The organism is Nocardia vermiculata NBRC 100427, from assembly GCF_001613265.1.
GTDB lineage: Bacteria > Actinomycetota > Actinomycetes > Mycobacteriales > Mycobacteriaceae > Nocardia > Nocardia vermiculata.
Genome location: NZ_BDCA01000012.1, coordinates 1 through 15776 on the forward strand (window position 1 = coordinate 1; position 15776 = coordinate 15776).

At 68.0% G+C, this 15776-nt stretch carries 15 protein-coding genes; 8 read left to right on the forward strand and 7 right to left on the reverse strand.

All coding sequences use genetic code 11. The features are described from left to right. Positions 1-5 precede the first annotated feature (5 nt). Positions 6-1019, reverse strand: coding sequence for a 2-phospho-L-lactate transferase (gene cofD, locus NV2_RS14335; RefSeq protein ID WP_245662603.1), 1014 nt, complete (start codon positions 1017-1019; stop codon positions 6-8). A 579-nt stretch (positions 1020-1598) separates the two neighbouring features. On the opposite strand from cofD, the gene NV2_RS14340 reads away from it, so the two are divergent. Continuing rightward, positions 1599-1832, forward strand: a complete 234-nt coding sequence (locus NV2_RS14340; RefSeq protein WP_084474685.1) for a WhiB family transcriptional regulator — start codon at positions 1599-1601, stop codon at positions 1830-1832. 253 nt (positions 1833-2085) lie between these two features. On the opposite strand, the gene NV2_RS14345 is transcribed toward NV2_RS14340, so the two are convergent. Next, complete coding sequence (locus tag NV2_RS14345) at positions 2086-2562, reverse strand: metallopeptidase family protein (RefSeq protein WP_067873364.1); 477 nt, start codon at positions 2560-2562, stop codon at positions 2086-2088. A gap of 124 nt (positions 2563-2686) precedes the next feature. Here NV2_RS14345 and NV2_RS14350 point away from each other — a divergent pair, with 124 nt between their 5' ends. The 5 genes from NV2_RS14350 (at position 2687) to NV2_RS14370 (ending at position 8127) form a co-directional block, all read left to right on the forward strand. Beyond that, on the forward strand, positions 2687-3076 hold the full coding sequence (locus NV2_RS14350; RefSeq protein WP_067873367.1) for a DUF3499 domain-containing protein: 390 nt from the start codon (positions 2687-2689) through the stop codon (positions 3074-3076). A 75-nt stretch (positions 3077-3151) separates the two neighbouring features. After that, entirely contained in the window at positions 3152-4564 is a 1413-nt protein-coding gene (locus tag NV2_RS14355) for a phosphomannomutase/phosphoglucomutase (RefSeq protein ID WP_067873474.1), read from the forward strand. Between the two features lie 92 nt (positions 4565-4656). Beyond that, positions 4657-5856, forward strand: a complete 1200-nt coding sequence (locus tag NV2_RS14360) for an amino acid adenylation domain-containing protein (RefSeq protein ID WP_067873370.1) — start codon at positions 4657-4659, stop codon at positions 5854-5856. Further along, entirely contained in the window at positions 5856-7091 is a 1236-nt protein-coding gene (manA, locus tag NV2_RS14365) for a mannose-6-phosphate isomerase, class I (protein ID WP_067873373.1), read from the forward strand. The genes NV2_RS14360 and manA overlap by 1 nt, the downstream gene beginning before the upstream one ends. Before the next feature lie 115 nt (positions 7092-7206). Then, entirely contained in the window at positions 7207-8127 is a 921-nt protein-coding gene (locus NV2_RS14370) for a cation diffusion facilitator family transporter (protein WP_067873375.1), read from the forward strand. 102 nt (positions 8128-8229) lie between these two features. Here the strand turns inward: NV2_RS14370 and NV2_RS14375 are convergent, their stop codons facing one another. The 5 genes from NV2_RS14375 to rfbD form a co-directional block, all read right to left on the reverse strand. Continuing rightward, positions 8230-9687 (reverse strand): phytoene desaturase family protein, encoded by a 1458-nt coding sequence (locus tag NV2_RS14375; protein WP_067873378.1) that lies wholly within the window; start codon positions 9685-9687, stop codon positions 8230-8232. A gap of 138 nt (positions 9688-9825) precedes the next feature. Continuing rightward, entirely contained in the window at positions 9826-10401 is a 576-nt protein-coding gene (locus tag NV2_RS14380; protein WP_067873380.1) for a TetR/AcrR family transcriptional regulator, read from the reverse strand. Between the two features lie 52 nt (positions 10402-10453). Next, positions 10454-11527, reverse strand: coding sequence for a mannose-1-phosphate guanylyltransferase (gene manB / locus NV2_RS14385; RefSeq protein WP_245662604.1), 1074 nt, complete (start codon positions 11525-11527; stop codon positions 10454-10456). 64 nt (positions 11528-11591) lie between these two features. Further along, positions 11592-12500: a glycosyltransferase family 2 protein gene (locus NV2_RS14390; RefSeq protein ID WP_067873387.1), complete on the reverse strand. Its 909-nt coding sequence runs from the start codon at positions 12498-12500 to the stop codon at positions 11592-11594. A gap of 6 nt (positions 12501-12506) precedes the next feature. Beyond that, on the reverse strand, positions 12507-13397 hold the full coding sequence (gene rfbD, locus NV2_RS14395; protein ID WP_067873390.1) for a dTDP-4-dehydrorhamnose reductase: 891 nt from the start codon (positions 13395-13397) through the stop codon (positions 12507-12509). Positions 13398-13629: 232 nt separating this feature from the next. On the opposite strand from rfbD, the gene NV2_RS14400 reads away from it, so the two are divergent. Together NV2_RS14400 and NV2_RS14405 are read left to right on the forward strand one after the other, a co-directional pair. Continuing rightward, complete coding sequence (locus NV2_RS14400; protein ID WP_174550593.1) at positions 13630-15063, forward strand: LCP family protein; 1434 nt, start codon at positions 13630-13632, stop codon at positions 15061-15063. Beyond that, positions 15051-15767 (forward strand): TIGR03089 family protein, encoded by a 717-nt coding sequence (locus NV2_RS14405; protein WP_067873477.1) that lies wholly within the window; start codon positions 15051-15053, stop codon positions 15765-15767. The genes NV2_RS14400 and NV2_RS14405 overlap by 13 nt, the downstream gene beginning before the upstream one ends. The last annotated feature ends 9 nt before the right edge of the window (positions 15768-15776 follow it).

Here is a 15776-nt window from a genome sequence, read left to right on the forward strand (position 1 = left end):
ACCGCTCATGCCGGGACCCCCGCGATATCGAGGGCCTCGCGCACCATCTCGGCGGTGGTGGCCGGGTCGGTCATCAGGAGGGGCACGCTGCGGACCTCGACGCCCGGAACGTCTGCGGTGTCGGTGGAATGGATCAGCCAGCCGTCCAGGATGCCGGTGTCGGATCGGGCACCGAAGTGCCGCCCGATGGCCTCGGCCGAGGTCTCGACGCCGATCACCTCCAGGCATTCGTCCGCCATGCCGCGCAGTGGTTTTCCACCGATCACCGGAGATAAACCCACCACCTTGGCGGTGGTGGTGCGCAGTGCGCCCCGGATTCCCGGCACCGCGAGGATCGCACCGACGCTCACCACCGGGTTCGAAGGAGCGAGCAACACCACATCAGCACTCTCTATGATTTCGGTCACACCTGGGGCCGGAGTGGCCTGTTCGGCCCCGATTGTGACGAATCCATGGGTCTCGACGTTTGCCCGATACCGAACCCACCACTCCTGGAAATGAATCGCGCGGCGTTCGCCAGGATTGCCCGGCTCACTGATCACGACATGGGTTTCGCACCTGTCATCGGTCGCGGGGAGAAGTTTTACGCCGGGCTGCCATCGGTTACACAGCGCCTCGGTAACCGCCGACAGCGGGTAACCTGCGCGCAGCATTTCACTGCGTACGAGATGAGTGGCGATATCGCGATCTCCGAGTCCGAACCAATCGGGCTGCGCACGATATTTCGCGAGCTCCTCCTTGGCGTGCCAGGTTTCCCCGACCCGACCCCACCCGCGTTCGGTATCGATACCCCCACCCAGGGTGTACATGCAGGTGTCCAGGTCGGGACAGATACGTAAACCGTGCATCCAGACGTCGTCACCGACGTTCACCAGCGCTGTTACATCCGCATCCGGCAGCAGTTCCCGCACACCCTGCAAGAAGCGCGCACCACCGACTCCACCGACCAACACCGCAATGCGCGGTTTACGATCATCTCGCTCGATCTCGGTCGCGATGTCCGCTTGTTCTCCAGTCACATCTGCACAGCCTATGCGGTGCCACGAAGAGTGTGTACTAGAGCGTATTTGCTGGTCATTTGCCAATCCGGGGTTACCGAGTCGCGACGAAGGTGCCGGCGGATAGTAACGGAATTGTGTCGGCAGCTTGACCATCGCCGCGTCCGGCGTGTCTAATCACAGACATGTCATTCCGGGTCTGCGTGAGAGCGTATGGCGCAGATAGAGTTTCGAACAGATGTTCGCACCGGAACGACAAGCTCGGGGATGGCCGCGGGACTACGCCGCGGTGTGGGACCGTCGGTGGGCAGGCTCGGTCCGACGGAAAAAACATTCTGCGCTAACACACAGTGAGGAGGCGGAGCGATGGCCGAGGAGCTGGCCCCGTCGGGCATTCCGGGCGGTGTATCGCAAACCGATTCCACAGCGTGCGCGGCAACACACGACTGCGCCGACAGCCGGAACGACGAACGAGAGGGGGGCAGCACGGTGAACACCGAGGGATCGCTCGACAGAACCCCACACGGGGGACAATGGGCACGTACACAACGCAAACCCGAACCACCACAGCTGAGTCTCATCGTCACCGACTTCGATGCGATGTTCGACACCATCGAAGAACAGTGGCAGGAACGCGCGCTGTGCGCCGAGACCGATCCGGAAGCCTTCTTCCCCGAAAAGGGCGGTTCCACACGGGAAGCCAAGCGGATCTGCCTCGGCTGTGAAGTACGCGACGAGTGCCTGGAGTACGCACTCGCGCACGACGAACGCTTCGGTATCTGGGGCGGTCTGTCCGAACGGGAGCGCCGCCGCCTCAAGCGCGGCATCAGCTGACTGTCCCGCCTCTCCGCGAACTTTGCGGGTCGTGAGTGCCTCGTTTCGGGGTAGCTGTCGGGAACGTAATCGGGTTCTGGGCGTTCCCGGTGAGTTACCCATGTACTCACGAAATCTGTTGTCTTGTTTCCTGGTTCGCCTCGCTTCGCTTCGGCGGAGGGAGGCGAACCGGGAGATTTCTAATGGCCGAACCGCTTTTACGGCTGTGCCACGTCGGTGACTACCGGCTGGGCCGGTCAGGGTTTGCGGCCCTTCACTCCCCCGTGGGGTCGATGACGTCGGGGTCCACTCCCAGGTAGGTCGCGATCTGCTGGACCAGGACCTCGCGGAGCAGATCCAGGAGGTCCTCCGGGTCCTGGGCTCGCAGTTCGATGGGTTTGCGGAACAGGACCACTCGGGCTCGGGTGGCGACATTGTGGCGGTCCATCCCAGCCGGGATGAGGCGCGACAGCGGGACCGGGCCGTCGGCGACCACCTCGTCGGGCCAGGTGACCGAGTCGGGGTGCAACGGGCGGATCTTCGGGACGTCGTCGACCGCGATATCGAGTTTGGTGAGGCGATCGTGCCAGCGCGCGTCCAGCGGCGCGAACGCCTCCAGCACCAGTCGGTCGAACTGTTCACCGCGGGTGCGCCGGGCGGGCACCGACGGCGGCAGCATCGGGCCGCGCACACCGCGACCGCGACGTACCACCGAACGGGCCGTCACGGAGCGCCTCTTCGATCGGGTCATACCGGCGACAGTAGTCGGCGCAATCGCGCCACACCGATGCCCGCTCTCCGGACACACGCCCGTCGGTCCGCGTGTCTACCTGCGACACACGGCGCGGGGGGTTAGTCTGCTTGGCGTGATTCCCATGCGTCGCTGCTGCCGCCCAGGCTGCAAGAATCCGGCCGTTGCGACGCTCACCTATGTCTACTCGGACTCCACCGCCGTCGTCGGGCCGCTCGCCACCGTCGCCGAACCGCATTCCTGGGATCTGTGCGAAACCCACGGATCCCGGATCACCGCCCCCAAGGGCTGGGAAATGGTGCGGCACGAGGGCGGATTCTCCTCCAGCACACCGGACGACGACGATCTCACCGCGCTGGCCGAAGCCGTCCGCGAGGCCGGGATGCGCCGCCGCGCGGCCGAGCCCGAACAGGGCGGTTACTCCGACTACGCCCCGCCCCCGGCGCGACCACAGCGCCCCGGCCGGACCGGACGTCGCGGACACCTGCGCGTGCTGCCCGATCCGCCGAACTGAGCGCAGACGACGCGCGGCACGCTCGCAACCGGCCTGAAGCCCGCCGCGGCCCGCCGCCCTATTAGGGTGTTGGTCATGACAGTCGCCCGGTCCGCCGAGTCCGTTCACGCAGTTGTCAAGGCATACGACATACGCGGAGTTGTCGGAGAGCAGATCGACGCCGGGCTGGTCCGGGACGTGGGCGCATCCTTCGCCCGGCTGATCCGCAACTCGGGCGAGACCGATTCCGCCGCAGCCGCTACCCGCGTAGTCGTCGGCCACGATATGCGCGACTCCTCCCCCGCCCTCGCCGCAGCCTTCGCCGAGGGGGTCCTGGAACAGGGGCTCGACGTCGTCCATATCGGGCTCGCGTCCACCGACCAGCTGTATTTCGCCTCCGGTCACCTCGAGTGCCCGGGCGCCATGTTCACCGCCAGCCACAACCCGGCCCGCTACAACGGCATCAAGCTCTGCCGCGCGAACGCGCGCCCGGTCGGGCAGGAAACCGGTTTGGCCACCATCGCGGACGAGCTGATCGACGGTGTGCCGGCCGGCACGGGACCGCGCGGTCAGGCTACCGAGCAGGATCTGCTCGAGGCGTACGCCGAATTCCTGCGGGGCCTGGTCGATCTGAGCGGGATCCGGCCGTTGAAGGTCGCGGTCGACGCCGGCAACGGGATGGGCGGCCATACCGTGCCGGCGGTACTCGGGCCGGTCGAAGCGCTGACCATCGCCCCGCTGTACTTCGAACTCGACGGCTCGTTCCCCAACCACGAGGCCAACCCGCTGGACCCGAAGAATCTCGTCGATCTGCAGAACTTCGTCCGCGATACCGGCGCCGACATCGGACTGGCGTTCGACGGCGACGCCGACCGCTGCTTCGTCGTCGACGAGCGCGGTGAACCGGTCTCCCCGTCCGCGATCACGGCCCTGGTCGCCCAGCGCGAGCTGGCCAAGGAACCCGGCGCGACCGTCATCCACAACCTGATCACCTCACAGGCCGTGCCCGAACTGGTCGCCGAACTCGGCGGCACCGCGGTACGCACCCGGGTCGGGCATTCCTTCATCAAGCAGCAGATGGCCGCGACCGGAGCCATCTTCGGTGGTGAGCATTCCGCGCACTACTACTTCCGCGATTTCTGGGGTGCCGACTCCGGTATGCTCGCCGCGCTGCACGTCCTGGCCGCGCTCGGCGGGAGCGAGGGTGCGGAGGGCGGCCCGACGATGTCGGAGCTCGCATCCGCGTATGCAACATATTCGGCGTCCGGGGAGATCAACTCCACAGTGGCGGATGCGAAGGAGCGGACCATGGCGGTTGTCGAAGCGTTCGAGGAGCGCGCCCGGTCGGTGGACCGGCTCGACGGTGTGACGGTGCACTTGCCCGGGCAGGCATGGTTCAATCTGCGCGCATCCAATACCGAACCGCTGTTGCGGCTCAATGTCGAAGCTCGTTCGTCCGAAGAAGTAGACGCACTCGTGACCGAGATTCTGAGCATCGTGCGCGGCTGACTGGAATAGTGGAATCACAGGGCTCGGATCCGGCCGGGAACAAAGACTTCACCCGGCGTGGTGGCCCGATTGAGGGGAGGTGGCAACGCCCGATGATCGCAGGGACACCGGTACTCGACCTCGATGACGTCGCCTCGTTGGAGGCCGCCGATTCCGGAGGGATATTGCGCTCGGCCGCATCGGGGGGCGCCCAGGTGCGTGCCACCGCGGCCACGGTCGGCGACGACGCGCTCACTCGCCTTCAGGGGCTGCAGCCGCGCAGTCTGGTGCTGGTATCGGGCACCGGCCGCGCCGCACGGGCCGCCACGCTCTTGCAGGCGGCGCTCGGTGACCGCGCCGGCCTGCCCATCGTCAGCACCACCACCATTCCGCAGTGGGTCGGTTCGCTGGACGTGGTGATCGTCGCGGGTGACGACTCCGCCGACCCGCGCCTCACCGGCACCGTCGACCGCGCGTTGCGCCGTGGTGCCGAAGTGGTCGTCGCCGCGCCGGACGAGGGCCCGATGCGGGCCGCGGCCGCCGGACGCGCCACCGTGCTTCCGCCGCGGGTGCCGGTGCTCGACCACAACCGCTTCCTGCGTTTCCTGGCCGTCGGGGTCGCGGTGCTGCGCGCCGTCGACCCCATGCATATCGGCCCACTCGTTCCCGACCTCGAGGAACTCGCCGACGTGCTGGACGCCGAAGCGCTACGCGACGGCCCGCACAACGAGGCATTCCACAATCCGGCGAAGACGCTCGCGGCACGGATGCGGGAGCGGCGGCTGGTTCTCACCGGAGACTCACCCGCCGCGGCGGTCGTGGCTCAGCACGGCGCCGAGATCCTGCTGCAGACCGCCGGTCAGATTGCCGCCTCCGCCGATCTCACCGAGGCGGTCGCCGCGAACACCCGGCTCGTCGAATCCGCGGAGGTGGCCGCACCCGGCTACGATCCGCTGTTCCACGACGAGCAACTCGACGGTCCCCCACCGGTCGACCGGGCCCGAATCTTCGTGATCAGCGCGGACTCCGATCAGGTCGCCGCACGGCGCAGGCTGGCCGTGTTCGGTGCCGGTGCCGGCGTCGTGGACGCCGACCTGGTCAATATCGATGCCGAGCTGATGGGCAGCGACGCCAGTGTGCCGCGCGACGCCGGTGCGGAGAAAACTCGCGCACCCGGCGCCGGACGCGGCAGTGAGCTCGAACAGCTCGCCGTGCTCGCGTTGCGGCTGGAGATGGCAGCGGCCTACCTGCGGCTGTCCAGCGGCCCGGCGGCCGCGGACCGCCCTGCCCACTACGACGGGGGCCGCAACTAGTGCACGAACTCGTTGGTGCGTTGCGTACCTATGCCTGGGGTTCACGCACCGCACTCGCTCAGCTGTGCGGCCGGGACGTCCCCTCCCCGCACCCGGAAGCCGAACTGTGGTTCGGTGCCCATCCCGCCGATCCGGCGAAAATCCGTGCCGACGGCGATGTCCGGTCACTACTGGAACTGCTCGACGACGATCCGCAGCGTGAGCTGGGTGCGGTGGCAACGGTATTCGACGGCCGACTACCGTTCCTGTTGAAGATCCTCGCCGCCGAGGAACCGTTGTCGCTCCAGGCCCACCCCAGTGCCGATCAGGCCCGCACCGGGTTCGCTCGGGAGAACCACACTCGGGTGCCGTTGGATTCGCCGATGCGCAACTATCGCGACGACAGCCACAAACCCGAGTTGGTGGTGGCACTGGACCGATTCGAGGCGCTGGCCGGTTTTCGTGATCCGCTACGTACCGTCGAGCTGCTGCTCGCCCTGAACGTGCCGGAACTGAAACAATACGCCGAACTACTGGCCGCGCAGCCGGATTCGGGCGGCCTTCGCACCCTGTTCACCACCTGGATCACACTGCCGCAGGCGATCCTGTCGACGCTGCTGCCGAAGGTACTCGACGGCTGTGTGCGGTATCTCGAACAGGGTGATACTCCCGAAACCTCGGGACACGACAAGGAATTCGCTGCCGAAGCGCGCACCACACTCGAACTCGCCGAGGCCTATCCGGGAGATGCCGGGGTACTGGCAGCACTGTTGCTGAACCGGCTGACCCTCGAGCCCGGACAAGGGCTGTACCTGGACGCCGGCAGTCTGCATGCCTATCTGCGCGGAATCGGTGTGGAGATCATGGCCAACTCCGACAACGTGCTGCGCGGCGGCCTCACCCCCAAACACGTCGATGTGCCCGAACTACTGCGTGTACTCGACTTCGAGCCCTTGCGGCTGCCGATCGTCGAGGCCGAATCCGACGGCGCGGGATCGTTCCGATACCACACGCCCGCACCGGAGTTCGCGCTGCGGCGGATCGAACTCGCCGCGGGCGCCGAACCGGTGGAGATACCGCGCGCCGGGCCGGGCATCATGCTGGTGACCGCGGGAATGGTGCGGTTGACGCACGTGAGCGAGACATTGACGATCCGCGCCGGCAATGCCGCGTGGATCTCCGCCACCGACACCGATATCCACGCGCACGCCGTCGACGGCCCGGCCCAGCTGTTCTGTGCCGGCGTCGGTGAATGAGTCCGGCGCCGACCGAGCGCGAGCTGAGCCGGGACCACACTCCGCACACCTAGTAGATTGATCGAGCAAATCGGACACCGGCATGTGCCGGGAACGAAAGGACCGGGGCTGCACCATGTCTGCAGGAGGCGGTAAAAAGGCGATCTTCGCGGCACTGTCCGCGAACGCCGGCATCGCGGTGGCGAAGTTCGTCGGCGCCGCGATCACCGGATCGGGATCGATGCTGGCCGAGGCGGTGCACTCGGTGGCCGACACCGGCAACCAGGGGTTGCTGCTGCTCGGCCAGAAACGCGCCGAGCAGGAGGCCGACGAACTGCATCCGTTCGGATACGGACGCAACCGGTACTTCTATTCGTTCGTCGTGGCGCTGGTGTTGTTCTCCCTCGGCTCCATGTACGCGATCTACGAGGGCATTCACAAGGTCCAGCACGGCGAAGAGCTGTCCTCTCCGATCGTGGCGATCGTGATTCTGCTCATCGCCGTGGCGCTGGAGGGATTCAGCTTCGTCACCGCGATGCGGGAATCCTCACCGCTGCGCCAGGGGGCGAGCTGGTGGCGGTTCATCCGCAACTCGCGGAGTCCGGAGCTTCCCGTCGTGTTGCTCGAGGACACCGGTGCGCTGATCGGCCTGCTCATCGCACTGGTCGCGGTCATTATGACCAGTGTCACCGGCAACCCCGTCTGGGACGGGATCGGCACGCTCTGCATCGGCCTGCTGCTCGGGATCATCGCGGTGGTTCTGATCGTGGAGATGAAGAGCCTGCTCATCGGCGAGGGTGCGACCCCGGCCGAGGACGAGGCGATCCGCACCAATCTGGTGGACGGCCGGAGCATCGACCGAGTGATTCACCTGCGCACCCAGTATCTCGGCCCGGAGGAGATGCTGGTGGCAGCGAAGGTTGCGATCGTGCCCGGTCTGGATATCGCCACCATCGCCACCGCGATCGACGAGGCCGAGGCCCGGGTACGTGTCGCGGTCCCGGCTGCACGCGTGATGTACATCGAACCGGACCTCTACCGCACCCAGCCCGCCTGAGGGCCTACCCTGTGCTCGCCCGGCCCGCGTAGGACGCCCGGGCTCGCACCGGAAGCCCGACCGGGGTGGCTCATCGCCGGAACACGAGGCGTCGGCGGCGGCTCAGACCAACGCCGGCGTCCGCAACAGCACCTCCGGAGCGCTGCGGATACCGAAACGGTCGCGCAGGGCATGCCTTGCGGCGTTCATCCCGCACATGCCGTGCACTCCCGGGCCGGGCGGGGTACCCGAGGAGCACAGGTAGACGCCGGGGAGCGGAGTGGAATAGGGATTCCAGCGTGGAGTGGGGCGGAACACCGTCTGCCGCAGCGTCATCGCACCCGCCGCGATATCGCCGCCGACGTAGTTGGGGTTGTGATCGGGCATCCGGGTCGCCGGACACACGTGAGTGGCCTGGATCAGGTCACGGAAGCCGGGCGCGAAGCGTTCGATCTGCGCGATGACGGCTCCGCTCACATCGCGCGCCGAGCCGTTGGGGACATGCGCGTAGGCATAGAGGGTCTGCGAGTCGGCAGGAGCGCGTGAATCGTCGACCACGCCGGGCTGAATCACCAGAACGTAGGGCCGGGAGGCATGCCGGCCGGACGCGACCTCCTGCTCGGCCACGACCGCCTCCGCGCGGGAGCCGACTACATGCACGGTGCCCGCCGCGGCGAGATCGGTCGCCCGCCACGGCACCGGACCGGAGAGCGCGAAATCCACCTTGCAGGCCGCACCGCCGAATCGGTAGCGCTGCAGCATGTTCCGGTAGGTGCGCGGCAACCGGGCGATCCGCAGGAGTTCGGTCGGTGCGGTGTCCAGCAGCACGGCGTCGGCCGTGGCGAATTCGTCCAGCGAGGTCACCCGGTGGCCGGTGTGCACGCGACCGCCGTGGCGCAACAGGTCGTCGATCAGCGCATCGACGATGGCCTGCGAACCGCCGCGCGGGATCGCCCACCCGTCCGCGTGAGCGAGGGTGCCCAACAGCAGCGCCACCCCGGCGGCCGAGAACGCCTGCGGCGGGATGATCGCATGCGCGCTGACCCCGGTGAACAGAGCGGCGGCCCGATCGCCGGAGAAACGCAGGTTCCAAGCGGGGCTCGCCTGTTCGAACACTCGGCGACCGAAACGCACCGCGGTGATCAGGTCGCGAGGTATGTGACGGTAATCCGACATCGCGAGTGCCACCGCTGCCTCGGGGTGCCGCAGCAGCGGTTCGAACAGACGCCGCCAGGCCGGGCCGTCGGATCCCAGCCCCTCGACCGTGCGGTCTAGATCACGCCAGGCCAGGGCGGCATCCCCGCCGTCGAGCGGGTGCCCGTAGGAGATCTCGGGCGTGAGCAGGTCGACACCGTGCGCGGCCAGATCGAAGGCCCGGAAGAACGGGGAGGCCACCGCCATCGGATGGGCTCCCGCACAGATGTCGTGGTGATATCCGGGCAGCGTCAACTCGGCGGTACGGCAGCCACCACCGACCGTCTCGCTCGCCTCGAACACCTCGACCGCGATCCCCGCGCGCGCCATCAGCACGGCCGCGGCCAAACCGTTGGGTCCCGAACCGACCACTACCGCATCCGCCATGCACCCACTGTAGGCCGCCGGGATACATCGGCGGCGGGGCAGCTTTCGAGTGACCGGCGAAACCGGCAGGCTCCCATCGAATTCCGGCGGTGTTCACAACCCGTCCGGACATGGCCGGACCACATGGTGTCCGGTCGGTCAGTCCCGGTGCTCACCCCAGCGCATCAGTACCCGCATGCGCTGTTCGACCAGGTCCGGACGCAGTCGCCCACCACGGTCCAGTTCGGCCATCCCGTGCACGGCGCTCCAGAAGACCTCTGTATACGCACCGGATTCCGCGGCGCCGACCTTGTCGATGAACAACTGCTCGAGCTCACCGAACGAGGTGCGCAGCGCTTCGGGTGCGTCCGGCCCGAACACCAATTCGGTATCCAGCACGAACATCGCCTCGTAGAGCGCCGGATTTCCGGACGCGAAATCCAGGTAGGCGCGCGCCATGGCCTCCATGGCCGCACCGGGCCCGCTCGCCCCCACGCGCGCCGCATGCAGCACCCGCCCCAGCTGCGCGAAGCCCTGCTCGGCGACGGCCGAGACGATGGCTCGTTTACCGGAGAAGTGGCTGTAGAGCACCGGCTGGCTGTACTCGATCCGGTCGGCGAGGCGGCGAACCGTCACCGCCTCCCAGCCGTCGGATTCGGCCAGCTCACGGGCGCTGTCGATAATTGCCTGCCGCCGCTGCGCGCGTTCGCGTTCCTTACGTTCCTGTGCGGTCATACCGAAATTCTAGCAATGCTAGGCATGGTAGCGATGCGCGCACCGCGCGCGGCTACACGTCGGTGGAAAAGCGGATGCCACCGTCGGGCAGATCCACGCCCGGCCAGATCCGCGCCCCGCGCAGCAGTTCACAGCGGGCGCCGACGCTCGCGCCGTCACCGATCACACCGTCACGGACCAGCGCGCGAGGACCGATCCGCGCGCCGAAACCGATGATCGAACGCTCCACCGTCGCACCGGCCTCGACCCGGGCACCGTCGAACAGCACCGCACCGTCCAACCGCGCACCGGCACCGACCTCGGCGCCGCGCCCGACGACCGTGCCACCGATCAGCAGCGCACCCGGCGCGATCCCCGCACCGGCATGCACCAGCGACTCCCCACGCTGGCCCGGCAGGGCCGGCGACGGGGCGATACCGCGCACCAGATCGGCGGAGCCCCGCACGAAATCCTCCGGCGTACCCATATCCCGCCAGTACGAGGCGTCGACGTGGCCCTGAATGTGGGCTCCCTCCGCCAGCAGCGACGGGAAGACCTCGCGCTCCACCGACACCGGGCGCCCGGACGGGATCTTCTCGATGTACTCGCGGCGGAAGACGTAGCAGCCGGCGTTGATCTGGTCGGTCGGCGGATCCTGCGTCTTCTCCAGGAAGGCGGTGACCCGGCCGTTCTCGTCGGTCGGCACGCAGCCGAAGGCACGCGGATCACCGACTCGAACCAGATGCAGTGTCACATCGGCACCGGTGGTGGTGTGGGTGTCGAGAATCGCACCGAGATCGGCGCCACCGAGCACATCGCCGTTGAACACCATCACGTTGTCGGCGCGCAGTCTGGGCAGCACGTTACGAATGCCGCCGCCGGTGCCCAGCGGTTCGGTCTCGGTGACGTATTCGAGCTCGAGGCCGAGCTCGGCACCGTCGCCGAAATGCTCCTCGAAGACCTCGGCTTTGAACGAGGTGCCCAGAACCACGTGGCGGATGCCCGCGTCGGCGATCCGCGCCAGCAGGTGGTGCAGGAACGGCAGACCGGCTACCGGCAGCATCGGCTTCGGCGCCGACAGTGTCAACGGGCGCAGCCGCGTGCCCTGGCCGCCCACCAGGATCACGGCATCCGTAGCGGTGTTCACGCCCGCTCCCTCCGGAGTATCCGGCATCTGTCTTCCTCTGTTCAGCTTCGGTTCACACGCGCGCTCACACCGCAGTGCGGTCGCGCTCACGCAGCGCAGATCGAACCGCAAGTTTGCAGCGAATCGCAAGTCCACCGCGCAACGCCCACCGCAGCGGGGCCTGCCACCAGTGCGGATGACGATCGGCCTGAAAACGATAGGCGGAGGCGTGGTGGGCGGGCAACATCGTCTCCGGGTGCTTGCTCGCCGCATGCCCCTTGGCGTGGGTGACCTCGGCTTCCGGCACGAAGACGTTGTGCCAGCCCGCGCGGCCGATCCGGTCGCCGAAGTCGACATCCTCCATGTACATGAAGTAGCGGGAGTCGAAGCCCTCGATAGCCTCGAACGCGGCCCGTCGGACCAGCAGGCACGAGCCCGACAACCAGCCGACCGTGCGCTCGGCGATCTCCTCGTTCTCCTGACGGTAGCGCCGCGACCAGGGATTACCGGGCCACACCGTGCCGAGGATCGCATGCCCGGCACCGTCGAGCAGGCCGGGAACCGCACGCGCGGACGGATAGATGCTGCCGTCGGGCTCGTGGATCAGCGGCCCCAGCGCGCCGGCCCGCGGCCACCGTTGTGCGGCCACGAGCAGCCGATCGAGCGAATCGGTGCCCCAGCGGACATCGGGATTCGCGATGACGATGTATTCGATCTCGGGACCGAGCTCGGCCACCGCGCGGTTCACCGCGCCGCCGTAACCGATATTGCCTCCGGTACGCAGCAGGGTCACATGCTCATTGGCTTCGGCGGCCAGCTCCGGGGCACCGTCGGTCGAGCCGTTGTCGGCCATGATGACGCGCGGTTTGGTCTCGGTGGCAGTGGCCAGGGTGCTGATGAAGTGTTCGAGGTGCTCCCCCGGCGAATAGGTGACGGTGACAATTGCCAGTTCGGGGGTACGGTCCGCGGGAGAGGGTGAATCCGAAGCGCTCACGGGTTCTCACCCTATCCGGTCGGAGCCCGCTGCAGGCAGCCGAGCAGAACCGCGCAGCACGGCCATCGCTTCGGCCAGCGCGGGTCGCCACCCGCGCAGCGGGGTCAGCCCGGCGGCTGTCCAGGACCGCTGCGACAGGACCGAATACTGCGGGCGCGGTGCAGGTCTCGGAAAATCTGCGGTGGTGCATGCGCTGACCCGTTCCGGATCCGCACCGAGTTCGGCGAAGATGGCACGGGCGACCTCGAACCAGCTGACCGCACCGTCGTTGACGGCGTGCAGCAGGCGTACCTCGGGGCAGCGGGCGGCGAGCTCGAGCAGCGCGGCGGCGAGATCCGGCGCGTAGGTGGGTGAGCCGATCTGGTCGTCGACGACCGATACCGGGCCGCCCGCGGCCGCCAACCGCCGCATGGTGGCCACGAAATCGCCGTGATCGCCGGTGTAGACCCAGGCGGTGCGCACCACCGTCGCCGCCGGGCAGGCACGCAGCACCGCCTGCTCACCGGCCAATTTGGAGCGCCCGTACACCGTGACCGGCCCCGTCGGATCCTCCGGTTCGTAGGGCCGGGTGCTGGTGCCGTCGAACACGTAGTCGGTGGATACGTGGATCAGTCGCGCGCCGGCTACCCGGCAGGCGGTGGCCAGCACTTCCGGACCGGTCTCGTTTCCGGCGAAGGCGGCGTCGGGATCGGATTCGGCGGCGTCGACCGCGGTATAGGCGGCACAGTTGATCACCACGTCACCGGGACGCAGCACCGACCGCACGGCCGCGGCGTCGCAGATGTCGAGGTCGTCGCGGCGCAGTGCGATCGCTCCGGCGGATCGGGCGAGCAGGGCGCGGCCGAGCTGACCACCGGCGCCGGTCACCACGAGCCTGGATTGCGAAACGGGTCTCACGCGGCAAGTCTGGCACGCCGCGCCAGCAGCGGTTCAACGGTGCAGCCGGAACGGTTGGATAGCCTCGGGCGAGGATCGATCCAGAGTCGAGAAGGAATTCGAAGTGCCGCAGAACAGAAGTGCACGGCCGCCGGCACGCGGCGCCGGCGCACCACTGCGCGGCGGCCGCGTTCCACGCGCACGGGGGGCTCGTCCGCGTCCGCACCCCCAGCCGAACCGCTCCGCCGGCAAGCTGCTGGCCGCCGCCGCGGCGGCGGTGGTGTTCATCGTCACCGGATTCGGCTGGCACAGCGTGGGCACCTTGATCTCCGGCATCGAGCGGATCGGCAATCTGGGCCTGGGCGGCGGGCACGACGGCGCCGTCGACATCCTGATGGTCGGCATCGACAGCCGCACCGACGCGCACGGCAACCCGCTCAGCGACCGCGAACGCGCGATGCTGCATGCCGGTGACGAAGTCGGCACCAACACCGACACCATCGTGCTGGTCCGAGTCCCCAACGACGGTCGCTCGGCCACCGCCATCTCGATCCCCCGGGATTCCTATGTCGATATCCCCGGCATCGGCAAGGGCAAGATCAACTCCGCATACGGCACGACCAAGGCGAAGACCGCCGACGAACTGGCCGGCGAGGGTTTGTCGGACGCCCAGATCGAAGAGAAGTCCAACCAGGCCGGGCGGCAGGCGCTGATCAAATCGGTCGCCGGACTCACCGGGATCACGGTCGATCACTACGCCGAGGTCGGATTGCTGGGCTTCGTCCTGCTCACCGATGCCGTGGGCGGTGTCGACGTATGCCTGAACAATCCGGTGGACGAACCGCTCTCCGGTGCGAATTTCCCCGCCGGACCACAGCGATTGGAAGGGGCGCAGGCGCTGAGTTTCGTGCGTCAACGCCACGCGCTGCCCCGCGGCGACCTGGACCGGATCGTGCGCCAGCAGGTGTTCATGGCTCAGCTGGTGAACCAGGCACTCAGCGCCGAACTGCTCGCCAACCCCGCGAAGCTGCGCGAACTCAGCGACGCGGTGGGGCGCACCATCGTGCTGGACCAGGACTGGGACGTCGTGGCTTTCATGCATCAGCTGCGGGATCTGTCCGGCGGAAAAGTGAATTTCGAGACCATCCCGGTGGAGGATCTCAACGCGACGACCTCCGATGGTGAATCCGTGGTGAAGGTCGATCCGGGTTCGGTGGCCTCCTTCGTCGCCACCGCGGTCGGCGCCGAACCCGAGAAGTCCTCGAAAGACGACCACCCCGCGGTGGCCCCCGAGTCGATCACCGCCGACATCTACAACGCCGGCACCACCGGCGGACTGGCCGGACAGGTCGCACAGGAGCTGACCGGTAAGGGTTTCCACACCGGCACCGTGGCCAACTGGTCCGGGGAGCCGGTCCGCAGCAGCAGGGTCCTCGCGGCGAAGGATTCCGACCCGGCGGCGAAGACCGTCGCCGAGGCGCTGGGCGGGCTGACCGTGGACACCGATCCGGACCTGCCGGAGGGTGCGGTGCGGGTCGTGCTGGCCGATGACTATTCTGGTCCGGGCTCGGCGGCCGGAAGCCTGTTCGACATGTCGGGAACCTCGAGTTCCAATGGCACCGCGACCCCGGTGCCGCCGGCGCCGCCCATCGACGCCGGCCAGAACGGACCGAAATGCGTGAATTGAACGACACTCTCACCGATGCGCTGCTGGAACCGATCCTCGCTCGCGAGCCTGCGGCGCCTCGAATCACCCACTACGACGACAGCACCGGCGCTCGAATCGAACTGTCCGGGCTGACGCTCGCGAACTGGGCGGCCAAGACCGCCAATATGATCCGCGACGAATTCGGGCTCACCGCAGGCGCACGGGTGTCGGTGTTGCTGCCGGCGCACTGGCAGACCGCCGCGGTGCTGCTGGGTTGTTGGTGGGCCGGGACCGAAGTGGTCCTGGTCCCCGACGCCGATGCCGAACTGGCACTGGTATCGGCCGCTCGGATGAACGAGACCGACGACATCGCGGAGGTGGCGGCGCTGTCCCTGGATCCGATGGGCGGGCCGGTGGCCGATCTCCCCGTCGGTATCACCGACTTCGCCACCTCGGTGCGCGCACACGGCGACCAGTTCCACCCGGCCGGCGCGGGTGCGGCCCTCGACGGCGCCTCCGTCGCACAGACCCTGGAATCGGCTCGCGCCTCCGCGCAACGCCAGGGCTTCACGGCGGCGGACCGGGTGCTGTCGACGAGCGAATGGGACACCCCGGTCCGGCTGCTCGACGGTCTGCTGGCGGTCTACGCGGCCGGTGCATCGCTGGTGCAGGTCACCGCCGCCGATCCGGAGCGGATGGAACACCGCGCCGACGTCGAACGCGTCACCGTGCGCCGGCCCTGATCTCCTACC

What these genes read in the sequence shown, in the direction of transcription:
- NV2_RS14350 (WP_067873367.1), top strand. Translation starts at nt 2,687, where the DNA reads ATGCGTCGCTGCTGCCGCCCAGGCTGCAAGAATCCGGCCGTTGCGACG.
- NV2_RS14355 (WP_067873474.1), top strand. Translation starts at nt 3,152, where the DNA reads ATGACAGTCGCCCGGTCCGCCGAGTCCGTTCACGCAGTTGTCAAGGCA.
- NV2_RS14405 (WP_067873477.1), top strand. Translation starts at nt 15,051, where the DNA reads ATGCGTGAATTGAACGACACTCTCACCGATGCGCTGCTGGAACCGATC.
- NV2_RS14360 (WP_067873370.1), top strand. Translation starts at nt 4,657, where the DNA reads ATGATCGCAGGGACACCGGTACTCGACCTCGATGACGTCGCCTCGTTG.
- NV2_RS14345 (WP_067873364.1), bottom strand. Translation starts at nt 2,562, where the DNA reads ATGACCCGATCGAAGAGGCGCTCCGTGACGGCCCGTTCGGTGGTACGT.
- NV2_RS14370 (WP_067873375.1), top strand. Translation starts at nt 7,207, where the DNA reads ATGTCTGCAGGAGGCGGTAAAAAGGCGATCTTCGCGGCACTGTCCGCG.
- NV2_RS14375 (WP_067873378.1), bottom strand. Translation starts at nt 9,687, where the DNA reads ATGGCGGATGCGGTAGTGGTCGGTTCGGGACCCAACGGTTTGGCCGCG.
- NV2_RS14340 (WP_084474685.1), top strand. Translation starts at nt 1,599, where the DNA reads ATGTTCGACACCATCGAAGAACAGTGGCAGGAACGCGCGCTGTGCGCC.
- NV2_RS14380 (WP_067873380.1), bottom strand. Translation starts at nt 10,401, where the DNA reads ATGACCGCACAGGAACGTAAGGAACGCGAACGCGCGCAGCGGCGGCAG.